The following is a 13,609-nucleotide window of genomic DNA, read 5'->3' on the forward strand; positions in this document are numbered from 1 at the left end:
GTAATCGCCCGGATGCCTTGCGGCAGTCCCGGCGGGTTCCGGCGTCGGACTTTTTCTTGGTGTTTAGAAGGGAGGTTCGGAATCCGGGCCGTTGCCCCAGCCGCCTGCATTGCTGACACCGGGCGTAGCCCAAGGGTCATCCTGCTGTGCGGGCTGGTTGCCGCCCCAGTTTCCACCGGAGTTGCCGCCCTGGCTTGCACCAGCTGCTGCACCTCCTCCAAAGCCACCGGCGTTACCGCCACCGAAGCCACCCTGGCCACCGTTTCCGGCGCCGAACTGGCCACCGGAGCGCTGGGTACGGTTGACTTTGGCGTTTGCGTAACGCAAGCTGGGGCCGATTTCATCGACCTCAAGCTCGATAACGGTGCGCTTCTCGCCTTCTTTGGTTTCGTAAGAACGGCTCTTCAAACGGCCGGAGACAATGACGCGCATGCCCTTGGTGAGGGACTCGGCCACGTTCTCGGCTGCTTCGCGCCAGACAGAAGCGCGGAGGAACAGGGTTTCCCCGTCCTTCCACTCATTCGACTGGCGGTCAAAGGTCCGGGGAGTAGAAGCGATGGTGAAGTTCGCTACTGCTGAGCCAGACGGGGTGAACCGCAGCTCCGGGTCATTGGTGAGATTACCGATAACCGTAATAGTGGTTTCGCCTGCCATCTACTGCCTCCTTGTTCGTTCCTGCGGTGTAAAGATCTGGAAGGGGCTGATTACTCAGCAACGACCTTCTGGTCTTCGGGGCGGATGATCTTGGTGCGCATGATCGTCTCGTTAAGAGACAGCTGGCGGTCAAGTTCCTTGGCGGTAGCCGGCTCAGCGGTGAAGTTCACCACTGCGTAGATACCTTCGGACTTCTTCTTGATGTCGTATGCCAGACGGCGACGGCCCCAGATGTCAACCTTCTCGATGGTTCCACCATCGGTGGTGATGACATTGAGGAACTTCTGAAGCGACGGCTCTACGGTACGCTCTTCGACCTCGGGGTCGATGATTACCATCAATTCGTAAGGACGCATATGTGAACCCACCTCCTTTGGGCTAAGCGGTTACGGTATTTCCGTAACAGGAGGTTCATTTGCGATGCTGTGGCTCGCTCCCCCGCCGAAGACTCGGAAGGAGGGCGCAACACAGACTTCAATATCTTAGTGCATCTCCTGCACTCAAAGCTATTCGGTGGGGTCGCGGACCGAAACCTGCCAGTTGCCGTATGTGGATAACCCCGGCTCTGCAGGAAGCTGGCGCCCGCTTGAAACGACAAAACCCCTGGAAGATCAGCGATCTTCCAGGGGTCTCCTGTGCGCGGAGGGGGACTTGAACCCCCACCCCCTTTCGAGGACTAGCACCTCAAGCTAGCGCGTCTGCCATTCCGCCACCCGCGCAGGGTGATTCGAAGAAACAGTGTTTCGTTTTTCTCCGTAACAGCGACAAAGACACTAACACGAGGATGCCCATTCCGTAGATTCCTGCGTCCCGGATCAAAAGGGGAACCCGAGCTAGGGTGGGGGCATGGATGCACTCAACTCCCTGGTCCTGACAGTCGTTTTCGCAGCGATCTTCCTCTACGCCCTCTATTTCGTGGTCCGTTCGGGCGTACGGGATGGCATCCTTCAGGCCGACAAGAAGCGCAGCAGCACCGGCGTCGGTGACTAGGTGGCCATGAACAATGTCCGAGTCAGGCGCAGCCGGTTGCGCTTCGTTGTCATGGTGGCAGCGGGCGCCGCAGCCTTCGTGGTCACAGGCTTCGCAGGCAGCTGGGTTGATGCCCCGGCCGTGGGCTGGGCAACGGCCGCGCTGATCTATGTTGCGTGGGTGTGGCTGGTGATAGCGCGGATGGATCCCGCCGAAACGCAGCACCACGCGACCTCCGAGGACCCGTCCCGTGGGGCCACCGACCTTCTGATCCTCATCGCAAACCTGGCCAGCATCGCAGCCGCGGTCGCGGTCATCGTCAACTCGCACACCGAAGGATCGGACACGCGCTTTTACTCGGCCGCACTGTCCCTTGCATGCGTAGCCCTGTCCTGGACGCTGGTCCAAACGCTCTTCACCCTGCGCTATGCGGAGCTCTACTACAGCCCTGACGCCGACGCCGGTGGTGGAGTTGGCGGCATCAGCTTTAACCAGGATCGCCCACCGCAATACACGGATTTCGCTTACCTGGCCACCAGCCTGGGCATGACGTATCAGGTCTCAGACACCAACCTGAGCAACCATAGGATCCGGCTTGAGGCCTTGAAACACAGTCTGCTGTCCTACCTGTTCGGCACCGTTATCCTGGCAGTCACCATCAACCTCGTTATCGGCTTGGCCCAGTAGCCCATACCGCCCGACGCTCCGTTCCCGGTGGGACGCTAAGTTCCCGGCGGCGCACCCAGGCGTAGGCTACTTGCCATGAAGCCCCGGCTGATTTGGGTTGCGGCCGTCATTCTCGTGGCCGCGATCGGCGGACTGGTGTGGTTCGCGGTGGACAAGTCGCGCGTGTGCCCAGCCATTGGGAGCGCCACGCCGATCGAGCTGAAGATAGCGTCGACGCCAAGCCGCGTCCAGGCATGTTTCGGAGACGGCTGCACACCGCGGCCCCTCCAGCAGCAGACGGATGGCCGCTGGCTCGTCCCTCAGGAGCCTCCGTACCTACCCGCCGGGCAGTCAACCTCCACTCCGGGCGTGGTGGCCAGGGTCCGCGTTGTGGTCAAGGAGACAGGCAAACGCCAGCGGGACGCCATCTTCGACATCCCTGCGATACCGGGTGTTCCGGACACCACCGGCGCACAATGCCCCGGGCCCATCCAGTACCTCCCCGTTGAGGTGCCTTAACCACAAACGGGGCAGCCGCCGTCGAACGCTGACGGCGGCTGCCCGGACGAAAGGACGCTTACGACGCCGGACCGGAACCCAACGTCACACGCTCGGCTTGCCCATCACCCACCGGAGCGGACTGCGTCCCGCGCTTGCGGTATCGGAATACGCCGATGGCGACGACAACCGCAGCCAGAGCAAGCGAGAGGAAGAGCGATTCTCGTGTGGATTCAAGGATCACCATGCCGATGATGAGCGCGATGATGCTTCCAATCGCCATCCACGTGAGGTACGGGAAGAACCACATCTTGAGATCGAGGTCCTTGGCGGCCGCGCCCATTCGGCGGCGAAGGATGAGCTGTGAGCTGGCGATGACCAGCCACACAAACAAGGCGATGGCACCGGACGTATTGACAAGGAACAGGAACACGGTGTCCGGAGCAACGTAGTTCAGGCCAACCGTGATGAACCCGACCACGGTGGAGGCCAGTACTGCCGCCGCAGGCACGCCGCGCTTGGAAATCTTCATCCAGGATTTGGGGGCGTCGCCACGCTGCGAGAGCGAGAAAAGCATGCGGCTTGCTGTGTACAGACCCGAGTTCAGGCAGGAAAGAACCGATGTGAGGACCACGATGTCCATGATGGTGCCGGCACCCGGGATTCCGTAGAGCTCGATCACGGCAACGTACGGGCTCTTGGCAACTGAAGCGCTGTTCCACGGCAGGAGCGTGACCACAATGGCAATGGAGCCGATGTAGAAGATAAGAATGCGCCATACCGTGGACTTCACGGCCTTCTTGACGGCGTCCACAGGATTTTCGGATTCACCAGCGGCGATGGTGGCAATCTCGGCACCGAAGAACGAGAAGACCACCACGAGGATGCCGGCCAGGACAGCGCCCGGACCGTTGGGCATGAAGCCGCCCTGATCCAGGAGGTTGGCGACGCCCGGCGCGGAAACGCCCGGGATCAGGCCAAGGATCGCTGCAATGCCTGCGAGCAGGAAGATGACGATTGCGGCCACCTTGATGGATGCGAACCAGAATTCGAACTCGCCGTACGACTTCACCGAGCCAAGATTCGTCAGCGTCAGAAGCACCATGAGAACCAGTGCCCAAACCCATTGGTCGACGCCTGGAACCCAGCGATGCATGATGGCAGCGCCGGCGGTGGCCTCGATGCCGAGCACGATGATCCAGAACCACGCGTAGAGCCAGCCGATACTGAATCCGGCCCAGCGGCCCAGCGCCTTGTCTGCATAGGTGGAGAAGGAGCCTGTCTCCGGGTTGGCCGCGGCCATCTCGCCAAGCATCCTCATGACGAGGATAACCACCAGGCCAGCAGCCAAATAGGCGACGAGGATGCCCGGCCCAGCCTGTTGGATTGCGGCACCGGAGCCCACAAACAGCCCAGCACCAATCACGCCGGCAATGGCGATCATGGAGAGGTGTCGTGGTTTCAGGGACTTTGAGAGCTGTTGGTCAGCGTGCATGGGTCGGCGCCGTCCTTAGTGTCTTTGGAGAGTGCCCGAGTTGATGTGCAGCGGGCCACATGGCTTTTCCACAGTAGCCATCCGGGCAGGGCAAAAATCCTGTGCGGGTGCACATTTTGCGGTTCTCAAAAAAGGAAGCATGCACAAAAAGTATGATAATAAGCATCGAAAGTTTCCTATAGGAAACTTTAGAAACGCCATTGAAATGAGTCTTTGAGGCTTTTTAGCCTCCATGCGGGAACTTAGACCTGGGTCCGGAAGAACAGTTCCGCCACAGAAGCCAAACGGAGCGGGTCCTCGACGCCGCACAACTCCCGTGCCGAATGCATGGACAGCAGGGGGATGCCGACATCAACTGTCCTGATGCCCAGCCGCGTCGCGGTCAGTGGACCGATGGTGGAACCGCACGGAAGGTCGTTGTTGGAGACATATTCCTGATACGGCACATTAGCGTCCTTGCACATACGCGCCCACAGCGCAGCTCCCGTCGCGTCGGTGGCGTAGCGCTGGTTGGCGTTGATCTTCAACAGCGGCCCACCGTTGAGTACGGGACGGTTTACGGGATCATGCCGCTCAGCGTAGTTCGGGTGGACGGCGTGGCCGGCATCGGCAGAGAGACAGAACGACGCTGCCAGGGACTGACGCCGCTGGCTCCCCGAGGCGCCAAGACCGTCAGAGATTCGGGTCAGGATGTCCTCAAGGATGGGTCCGCAGGCGCCCGAGCGCGAGTTGGAACCGATCTCTTCATGGTCGAACGCGGCGAGGACAGCGATGGGGCCGTCCTGAGCGCCCGCTTTCGCATGTTCTATCAATGCCACCAAGCCAGCGTGGGTCGAAGAAAGGTTGTCCAAGCGGCCGGAGGCGAAGAACTCACCCTTTGCGCCGAAAACCGCGGGTGCCTGCGTGTCCGCCACCACGACGTCGTAACCCCCGATATCTGCCGGATCAACGGTGATGCCCTCGATTCGACCGGCAAGCAGGCCTAAGAGATCCTCGTTGGCCGGCTCGCCCAGCCCGAAAATCGGGTTCATGTGCTGCTGCTTGGACAGAAGGAGGCCACTGTCATTGACCGCACGGTCCAAGTGGATAGCCAGTTGCGGGAAGCGCAGGAGCGGGCCGGTTGCAGTCAAGTGGTGCGTGCCGTCGCGTAGCACCAAGCGGCCGGCCAGTTGCAGCTCGCGGTCCAGCCAGGAGTTAAGGAGAGGCCCGCCGTACACCTCGACTCCTGCTTGCAGCCAACCGAACTTGCCAGTGGTGGGCTTCGGCTTCAGTTTGAAGGAGGGGGAGTCCGTGTGGGCGCCCAGGATATTGAAGCCTGTGGTGGGACCAGCATTTTGGGGAGTAACCCATGCGATCAGGGCGCCATCGCGGATGACGTAGAAGTTACCCGCGCCACCTTCCCACGGCTGCAGTTCATCCAGTGAGCTGAAGCCAGCGCTATTCAGCCGGCGAGCGGCCTCGTGCACTGCATGGAAGCTGGACGGCGACGCCGAAACATACGCACCGAGGTCCTGGACGTGGTCAACTGCTGCGGAGGCATTCGAAGGCATGCCCCCGAGTCTAGCCGCGCGCTTCGACCTCCTCGCGTCAGACCGTGACGTTCAGCGCGGCTGTGTAACCTCCCTGGACCGAACCAGACATGGTGGCCAGCTGATATATGCCTCCATCGTCACCAAAGACGTTGTCGTCTGCCAGGGTGCTCTTTGCGAAGTTCCGGCCACTCGATTCATATCCCGCCGAGGCGTAGACGTCCTTGCAGGCCGCCTCCGTCAGGGCAATCTGGGAAACTGCCAACACCTGCCCAGCCGCAGACGTGTTGCTCATGGATTCAAATACCTCAAAGTGAATATGAGGCCACCGGCCACTGTAGGCGCCGGGATAGATGGTGGTGAAAGTGACCTGGCCGTTGCTGTCGGCTTCCTGGACGCCCCGGAGGTAGTTCTCGTTCTTCAGCCCCGAGTCGTACAGGGAATACTTTCCATTCTGGTCACAGTGCCATGCATAGACCGCTGCGCCCGCCAGCGGCGAGCACCCGTTGGCGTTGTCCAGCAGAGTTAGCGTGAAAGTCAGTGGGACACCGGTGGCCTTCGAGGTGGAGCTACCGAAGCTTGAGGTGATGTCCTTGCGGACCACTCCCGATGCTTCGAGCACATTCGGCCCATTGGAACCATCGCCGGGGTAGGGGCCGAGTGTTTCCTCGGGGATCTCTACTCCGCATTCAGCGAGTGCACGCGTCACGGTACTGGTGGCGGAAGGCGTTCCGGCCGCCGTCGTGCTTTCTGTTCCGGTAGCGGCAGCAGCGCTGGAAGACGACGACGGCGATGCGCTGCCACCTCCGGAACCCGGCGTACAAGCAGCCAGGGCTGCTGCCGTCCCGGCGCCGAACAGGACGCCCAATGTGCGCCGGCGGCTAAGGAGAGTGGAGAGATCGAATTCAAGGCCGCGATCGTGGTCTGGATGGGGCTGCGGGGAGGTCATGGGTCCATCAAACCCACAGGGGCTGTGCCTTGTACATGCCAAACCCATGGGGGAGCTGTGAAAGCTGCGGGCTAAGGACTCGCGAACAGTGTGTGCAATATAAACATTTCTATATGCTTGTAATGCTCGTCACCTTGTGCCACGATTGCTCCCAGTAAGCACATCCACGGAAGGCATTGCCCCATGAACATTGAACTTAAAGCCGTGCGAAAGCTCCGCATCCACTGGCCCATCCCGCTGGACACGATGACCCAACTGGCCAGTGGCGATCTGGGGGCCCTAGAGTCTGACCCAGGCATCGCCTCGCTGCTGCAAGCGCTCACTGCAACGCCGGAGCTGGGTGGCTTCGGTAATTACCACCACGTCTTCGAGTCCTCGGCAGGGTTCGAGGGCTTTACCGTCGCGGAAGGTGCCAATCCCACGTTGGGAAGCGTGGGGCAGAGGACCATCTCGCCGACATTCGTGTTCACCACATACTTCGATGACTCGCTCTCTGACCAGGCCGTTCATGAGCTCGTCCAGCGGATCGTGGACATCCACCCGTGGGAAGTTCCCGTCATCGAAGTCTCCGGGCCACTGAGTGTCTCCAGCAGCGTCCATGCTCCCGCCATTGAAAGCAGGGTAGCCTGATGAATTCCCAGTTATGGCAGCAGCTCGCGCCCCTGCTCGAAGGCAGGACGTACACCGATCTGACGCACGCGTTCCATCCGGGTCAGCCCCATTTTGCTGCCTTTCCGGATGAGTCCCGCGAAGCCCTCTTTGACATGGAAAAGGGGGACGGCTTTACCGCCCACCGGTACTCGATAGTTGGCCAGTGGGGCACCCACGTGGATCCGCCGTCGCACTTTGTCCGGGGCGGCCGAACGCTTGACGAGATACCCGTGGAACAAATGCTGTTGCCGTTGGTCGTCCTGGATATCAGTGACCGTGTCCACAACGATGAAGATGCCACTCCAACACTCGCCGACGTTCAGGGCTGGGAGGCGAGGAACGGGCACATTTTGCCAGGTTCGTTTGTGGCGCTCCGCACTGGTTGGAGCCGGCGATGGCCCGATGCCCAGGCCATGGCGAACAAGGACCAAGCCGGTATCAGCCACACTCCAGGCTGGTCACGCGAGGTTCTGGAATACCTGTTCGAGAACCGTGCCGTGGCTGCGGTCGGCCACGAACAAACGGACACTGATCCCGGCGTCGCCACTTCCCAACAGGACTTCAGCCTGGAAACTTACGTCCTGGCCCGCGATAAGTGGCAGATTGAACTCCTTGCCACTCTGGACAACGTGCCCGAGGCAGGCGCCGTCCTGGTTGCTACCTGGGCCAAACCCCTGGAAGGCAGTGGCTTTCCGGCCAGGGTTTTCGCCATCCACTAGCTAGAATCAATCCATGTCAAAGACCTCAAGCATGGGCCGCGGCATGATGGCCATCCTTGCGGTCGGTGCCCGTCACGCGCAAGGAAACGACGGCGGTACGGTCGCCGACGTCGCGGCCGACCTGGATAAGGACCGCAGCCAAGTATCGCGGAGTCTCAAGGGTGCCTTGCAGGAGGGTTTCCTGGCCCGCAGGGATCAGAGGAAATACAGCTTGGGCTGGACTATCCTGACGGACGCCCAACTGGTCGCTGAACAACGGCTGAAGACGGACGGGCTAACTGCGCTTGAGGGTCTCGCTTCTGAAACCAACGAGGCATGCTTTCTTGGCGTCCTCAGCGGCAACAGCACGGTCACCATCGGTGAACAAGTGCCTGCCAGCGCCAACCTCGTGGGATCGTGGCTTGGACGTCCCTATCCTGCATATTGCAGTGACGCGGGCCAAGCACTTCTGTGGGACGCCCCGGACGATGAAGTTCGCAAGATCTTCGAGTCTGTTGAGTTCGTGAAGCATGGACCCAATACGCCTTCCTCCGTGGAGGACTTCCTGGCGCGGCTCAATGATGCTCGCGAACGCGGTTACTCGATCGTGGACGAAGAAGCTGAGCCCGGACTCTACTCACTGGCTGCGCCTATACGCGACTTCAAAGGGGAGGTTGCTGCGGCCCTGCAGATAGTTGGCCCGAAGTCCCGCATTGAACCTCACCGCGAAACGTACGCCGTCGCGCTCCACTCCTGGCAGGGATGGCTGGAGTCCATGGTGGGTGGACGGCCTCAATAGCCGCCCTGACCTCAGTTCCCCGTTGCGGAACCGAGAGTCCCGGATGCGGAACCGAGCCGGTGGGCTGCCGAATGCAGCAGCGGGGCCAGTTCCGGCGCGGCCCTCTCAAGATCGGAAAGCGTACCCAGGACACTGAGCGCAGCAATGATGGCGCCTGAAGAATCCCGAACAGGTACGCCCAGTTCCCACACACCGTGTTCGAACTCCTCGGCCGCCAAAACAAATCCCCGGGGCCTGTCGCGCTCCATGAGGGCGTCGACTTCCGCCTCGGAATGCGCTGCAGCAGGCCCCCCAACTCCAATGAAGTTGACATCCTTGAGCAGGGCTTCAAGCTCGTTACGGGAGTGGTCCCATAGCAATGCCCGCCCGGAACCCGTACACCACACAGGCGTGACCATTCCCGGCTTCGCGAATCCGCCCAGGACCGAGTTGTTGGTGGAGGAACGCAGCAGCAGAACCTTGACACCATCGCGCACTGACAGCCGGGACCTAAGCCCCAGGGCCGAGACCAACTCTTCCAGTTCTGCCCGGGAATCACGCACCCAGCCAACATTAAGGGAGGCGGCCAGGCTGAAGAACCGGGGTCCCGCACGGAAAGGTCCGCGCTCCAGCCGCTCCAGCAGCCCCAAGTCGCACAGTTCCTGGGCCAGTCGCGAGACCCGGCTCTGCTCCATGTCCAGCTCAGCCGCGAGCTGGGATACGCCAAGGAGCTGACGGCCCTGCTTTTCGCGGTCAATAACCAACCGAACGAGACGAAGCCCCTGCGCCAACGACGACGCCTCCGGTGACACCTCCAAGAAATCCCGCTCCTTCCGCCAAGCGCTCACGCCATTCTCACACGCCCGTGTCAGGGGCAAGAATCAGGGGCCCTTGGTCAGGACGACAAACGGCTTCACGGCCGGACTCTCTCTGAAGTCCGGCCGTGAAGCCCCGTGCTGGATTGATCAGGCGATCTGCTTAACCGCCGCGCGTCCATGCCTGAAGTGGAAGTAGATGTAGCAGGCGGCCACGAACGGAATACCGAAGTAAAGGGCAGCAACCTGGTTTGGATCGAAGGCAATGCCTATCAGTGAGACCAGGCAAAGCGTGAATGCCAGGATGGGAACCAACGGGAAGAACGGGGCCTTGTAGGCAAGATCGGCCACCTGCCCGCCGTTTCGGATAAATGCCCGGCGATGAAAGAAGTGGGATGCCGTGATTGACATCCATACCCCTACCACCGCGAATCCCGCCACGGAAACAAGGGCAACGTACACCGTTTCGGGGGCAACCACGCTGCTGATCAGCGATGCCAGCCCACCAAGCATGCTGACAGAAAGGGCAACAAGGGGAATCCCGCGCTTCGTCAGTCGCTTCAGTGCCTTTGGCGCGTGCCCCTCATCGGATAGCGAGTACAGCATGCGGGCACAGGAGAACAGTCCGCTGTTTCCGGCAGACAACAGTGCCGTGATGATGACGAAGTTCATGATGTCCGCCGCGTAGGGGATGCCAACGGAGGAGAACACGGTAACGAACGGGCTCTCATCCAAGCCCACCTGATCGAAAGGAACGGTGGCGGCGATGACGGCAATGGCACCGACGAAGAAGATCAGGAGACGAATTACAGTGCTGCGCATGGCTTTGGGGATGTTCCGGGCGGGATCGGTAGTTTCTCCAGCAGCGACACCGATGAGTTCGGAGCCGGAGAAGGCATAGAAGACTGCCAGGGCCGTAACAAGGACCCCGGAGAAGCCATTGGGAAAGAGTCCGCCTGAGGTGTTGAAGTTCTCAAAAAGGAAGGGGTGGTTGCCGGATCCCGAGAGCGGTTGGAATCCAAAGAGCGCGGCTCCACCAAACACGATCAGCGCGATGATCGCACCCACCTTGACGATGGAGAACCAGAACTCGGATTCTCCGAAGAACCTGGAGGAAATGGCATTGAGTCCGAAGAGGATTGCTGCGAACACCACGCACCAGACCCACACGTCCACGCCGGGGAACCACCGCTGCATGAGCAGGCCCGACGCCGTGAATTCGGACCCGATCGCAACCGCCCAGCAAAGCCAATAGAGCCAGGCTGTGGCGAAGCCCGTGGCCGGACCGATGGATCGTGCAGCATAAATGTGGAAGGCGCCTGAAACCGGGTAGGCAATGGCCAGTTCACCGAGGCAAGCCATCACAAGGTAGACCACGAAGGCCCCCACCAGATATGCAAGGACGGCGCCCAGGGGACCTGCTTGCGAAATCGTGTATCCGGAACTGAGGAACAGGCCCGATCCGATAACACCTCCCATCGCGATCATGATGAGGTGGCGCGGACCCATCGTTCGGCGCAGGCCGGTTTCGGCGGCGGTGGACGAGCCGGGAGAAGCGGGAGCATCAGGTAGATGGTCCAATTGCAGGGGTGCTGAAGGTTCCATGTGGTGTCTCCGGTTAATGACAGATGCGAACGGTACGCCTGAGGACATCCGGACTGAGGGTGCCAAGAAGGGCGTCTGTAGTGACGAAGGTAACACAATCTCGGCGCAAACGGTCATTAAAAACATTTGTTAATGCATATGTTGCACGTTACGTGCGGCGGGGGGTTAGTAGTCCGGGTTGCTCGGTACAACAAGTCCCGTCTCGTACGCGTACACCACAACTTGCACACGATCCCTCAATTGCAGCTTGCTGAGGATGCGGCGGACATGGGTCTTGACAGTGGCCTCGGACAGGAAGAACTTGTGGGCGATCTCCGCGTTGGACAGCCCCTCGGCGATGGTCGTGAGGATCTCGGTTTCGCGGGGTGTGAGATCGTCCAATAACGGATCCCGATGTGGGCTGGGCGATTGGCCGGGCACACTGCCGCCGCGTACATACGTCTCCAACAGCCTCTGCGTTACGCGGGGCGCCACGACGGCGTCGCCACTGGCCACAAGTCGCACAGCGTGCACCAATTCAACCGGGGCCACATCCTTGAGCAGAAATGCAGAAGCGCCAGCCTGCAGTCCCGAGAAGGCGTATTCGTCAAGATCAAACGTGGTGAGGATGATGACCCGGGCTTCGGAACCGGAGTCCGAAATGCGGCGCGTGGCTTCGATGCCATCCATGGTGGGCATTCGGACGTCCATAAGCACCACGTCCGGCTGCAGCTCCTGCACCTGCCGGACAGCCTCGTTTCCGTCCGATGCCTCGCCCACTACATGGAAGTTCTCTTCACCTTCAAGGATGAGTCGAAAGCCCATCCGCAGCAGTGGCTGGTCATCCACCAGCAGGATCTTGATGACGCCCTGATCTACCACTATTCCCCCTTGTCGCCGTTCCAGTGCAGCTCGGCGTGGACCGCCCAGCCTCCCCTTTTGCTCGGACCGGCACTAACGATTCCAGCATAGATTCCCGCCCGTTCACGCATTCCGGCAACGCCTTGCCGTGTTCCCAGGCTGTCCATTGACTCGCCACCCTCCCGGGTTCCGCGGCCGTCGTCGAGCACGTCAATGGTCACCAGATCGCCGTCGCGGGCTACCTGCACGTCCACGCGGCTAAGAGAGCGCCCATAGCGGAGAACGTTGGTCAACGATTCCTGCACAATCCGGTAAACGGTGAGCTCGAACGCAGGATCGGCCGGAAGCGCGGGCCCAGTGTGCGCGTAGTGCAACGGCAGGCCGGCCGTACGGAATCCATCCAGCAGCTTGGCCAGGTTCAGCCCCGACTCGAGCGGCGTCAGTGGCGCCGGGCGGCCGGAATCGTCGCGCAGGACGCCAAGCACCCGACGCATATCCGCAAGTGCTGCCCTACCCGTTCGGGACAGTTCACCCAGGACGTCGCCGGCGCGATCGGGGTCCTTCTTGACCACGACTGCCGCACCGTCCGACAAACTGATCATTACCGTCAGGGAGTGAGCCACGACGTCGTGCATTTCCCGCGCGATCCTGTTGCGCTCGGTGACCTTGCCCAACTGCGTTGTCCGCGCCGCCCATGCGGCGATCTCGGCCTCATGCTCACGCCGCTGGCGGACCGAGATACCAATGCCCGTGGCTAACAGGTTGGACAACATGATGGTTACAGCAGTGGCGATGTTGTTGATGAGGTGGAAGTTCTCGGGGACGTCCTGCAGGGTGTTCATACTGCTGGGACTTGTCCACATGAAAAGGTACAGCAGGCTCAGCGGCAGGCTGGCAGCGCCAAACACCACCAGTGAAGTTGCCCGCTTCCGGTTCGTGGCTACAGCGTAGAGGGCGAACCACAGACCCGCGGAAACGTTTGAGCCCCACGGGTTCAGCACGGTGGCCAGGACTTCCAGAACCGCGACGGCGGCAACCACCTGAAGCGGGTAGCGCCGCCGGAATATCAGGACAGTCGCGATCAGCAGCAAGAGCCCGACGACGAGCCACTTGCCGTCGATGATCGAGGCGATGATGGTAGGCAAGGCCAAAAGGACGTAGCAAAGGACAACTACGGCATCCATCGCACGGGGAYGCTCGAAAAAGTACCGACGGATACGGCCCCGGCGGCGCTGGGCAATTTCAGCGAAGGACGCGTCGGCTGTAGCAGCCGGCGCGTCCTTCACCTGTGGAGCTTCACTCATGGATTGAGCCTAGATGTATTGCCCACGGAGGTTGGTGACGCGGCTGGCTGGTGGCTGACCTTTGAGTGAGGTGTGGCCTCGATGATGATTGTAGTGATGGAGCCAGTCCGCGAAGGCGGCAACACGCTCGGTCTCTGATCGGTACGGGCGGGAGTAGG

At 61.0% G+C, this 13,609-nt stretch carries 15 protein-coding genes, 1 tRNA gene and 1 pseudogene; 6 read left to right on the plus strand and 11 right to left on the minus strand.

All coding sequences use genetic code 11. The features are described 5' to 3' along the window. Positions 1-63 precede the first annotated feature (63 nt). The 3 genes from AB4Y87_RS13950 to AB4Y87_RS13960 form a co-directional block, all read right to left on the minus strand. Complete coding sequence (locus tag AB4Y87_RS13950) at positions 64-654, minus strand: single-stranded DNA-binding protein (RefSeq protein WP_216924481.1); 591 nt, start codon at positions 652-654, stop codon at positions 64-66. A gap of 50 nt (positions 655-704) precedes the next feature. Next, entirely contained in the window at positions 705-1,010 is a 306-nt protein-coding gene (gene rpsF / locus AB4Y87_RS13955; protein ID WP_021473324.1) for a 30S ribosomal protein S6, read from the minus strand. A gap of 280 nt (positions 1,011-1,290) precedes the next feature. Next, positions 1,291-1,373, minus strand: a tRNA-Leu gene (locus tag AB4Y87_RS13960). A 127-nt stretch (positions 1,374-1,500) separates the two neighbouring features. Between AB4Y87_RS13960 and AB4Y87_RS13965 the strand changes: the two genes are divergently transcribed. From AB4Y87_RS13965 to AB4Y87_RS13975, 3 genes are all read left to right on the plus strand, one after another. Next, positions 1,501-1,644 (plus strand): hypothetical protein, encoded by a 144-nt coding sequence (locus AB4Y87_RS13965; RefSeq protein WP_442004922.1) that lies wholly within the window; start codon positions 1,501-1,503, stop codon positions 1,642-1,644. A gap of 6 nt (positions 1,645-1,650) precedes the next feature. Continuing rightward, a complete protein-coding gene (locus tag AB4Y87_RS13970) occupies positions 1,651-2,310 on the plus strand; it encodes a DUF1345 domain-containing protein (protein WP_442004923.1) in 660 nt (219 codons plus the stop codon). Between the two features lie 75 nt (positions 2,311-2,385). Then, positions 2,386-2,808 (plus strand): hypothetical protein, encoded by a 423-nt coding sequence (locus AB4Y87_RS13975; RefSeq protein WP_442004924.1) that lies wholly within the window; start codon positions 2,386-2,388, stop codon positions 2,806-2,808. Positions 2,809-2,866: 58 nt separating this feature from the next. Here the strand turns inward: AB4Y87_RS13975 and AB4Y87_RS13980 are convergent, their stop codons facing one another. The 3 genes from AB4Y87_RS13980 to AB4Y87_RS13990 all read right to left on the minus strand — a co-directional run bounded on the left by AB4Y87_RS13980 (position 2,867) and on the right by AB4Y87_RS13990 (position 6,760). Beyond that, on the minus strand, positions 2,867-4,282 hold the full coding sequence (locus tag AB4Y87_RS13980) for an amino acid permease (RefSeq protein ID WP_442004925.1): 1,416 nt from the start codon (positions 4,280-4,282) through the stop codon (positions 2,867-2,869). 242 nt (positions 4,283-4,524) lie between these two features. Next, positions 4,525-5,832: a M18 family aminopeptidase gene (locus tag AB4Y87_RS13985; RefSeq protein WP_442004926.1), complete on the minus strand. Its 1,308-nt coding sequence runs from the start codon at positions 5,830-5,832 to the stop codon at positions 4,525-4,527. 37 nt (positions 5,833-5,869) lie between these two features. Further along, positions 5,870-6,760: an intradiol ring-cleavage dioxygenase gene (locus AB4Y87_RS13990; RefSeq protein WP_442004927.1), complete on the minus strand. Its 891-nt coding sequence runs from the start codon at positions 6,758-6,760 to the stop codon at positions 5,870-5,872. A 183-nt stretch (positions 6,761-6,943) separates the two neighbouring features. Here AB4Y87_RS13990 and AB4Y87_RS13995 point away from each other — a divergent pair, with 183 nt between their 5' ends. Genes AB4Y87_RS13995 through AB4Y87_RS14005 form a run of 3 tightly spaced genes read left to right on the plus strand, consistent with a single transcriptional unit; the run spans position 6,944 to position 8,908 of the window. Then, positions 6,944-7,390 (plus strand): hypothetical protein, encoded by a 447-nt coding sequence (locus tag AB4Y87_RS13995; RefSeq protein ID WP_442004928.1) that lies wholly within the window; start codon positions 6,944-6,946, stop codon positions 7,388-7,390. Next, entirely contained in the window at positions 7,390-8,130 is a 741-nt protein-coding gene (locus AB4Y87_RS14000) for a cyclase family protein (RefSeq protein WP_442004929.1), read from the plus strand. Before AB4Y87_RS13995 ends, AB4Y87_RS14000 begins: the two co-directional genes overlap by 1 nt. Positions 8,131-8,143: 13 nt before the next feature. Further along, complete coding sequence (locus AB4Y87_RS14005; RefSeq protein WP_442004930.1) at positions 8,144-8,908, plus strand: IclR family transcriptional regulator; 765 nt, start codon at positions 8,144-8,146, stop codon at positions 8,906-8,908. Between the two features lie 11 nt (positions 8,909-8,919). Here AB4Y87_RS14005 and AB4Y87_RS14010 read toward each other — a convergent pair whose 3' ends face one another. From AB4Y87_RS14010 to AB4Y87_RS14030, 5 genes and pseudogenes are all read right to left on the minus strand, one after another. Continuing rightward, a complete protein-coding gene (locus tag AB4Y87_RS14010) occupies positions 8,920-9,705 on the minus strand; it encodes an IclR family transcriptional regulator (RefSeq protein WP_442004931.1) in 786 nt (261 codons plus the stop codon). A 147-nt stretch (positions 9,706-9,852) separates the two neighbouring features. Beyond that, positions 9,853-11,307 (minus strand): amino acid permease, encoded by a 1,455-nt coding sequence (locus AB4Y87_RS14015; protein ID WP_442004932.1) that lies wholly within the window; start codon positions 11,305-11,307, stop codon positions 9,853-9,855. A 165-nt stretch (positions 11,308-11,472) separates the two neighbouring features. Continuing rightward, a complete protein-coding gene (locus AB4Y87_RS14020) occupies positions 11,473-12,111 on the minus strand; it encodes a response regulator (RefSeq protein WP_442004939.1) in 639 nt (212 codons plus the stop codon). A gap of 56 nt (positions 12,112-12,167) precedes the next feature. Beyond that, positions 12,168-13,451, minus strand: coding sequence for a sensor histidine kinase (locus AB4Y87_RS14025; protein ID WP_442004933.1), 1,284 nt, complete (start codon positions 13,449-13,451; stop codon positions 12,168-12,170). Positions 13,452-13,460: 9 nt separating this feature from the next. After that, positions 13,461-13,609 (minus strand): annotated as a pseudogene (locus AB4Y87_RS14030) (IS481 family transposase); the annotation flags it as partial.

The sequence above is a fragment of the Paenarthrobacter sp. RAF54_2 genome, from assembly GCF_052113945.1.
Taxonomy (GTDB): domain Bacteria; phylum Actinomycetota; class Actinomycetes; order Actinomycetales; family Micrococcaceae; genus Arthrobacter.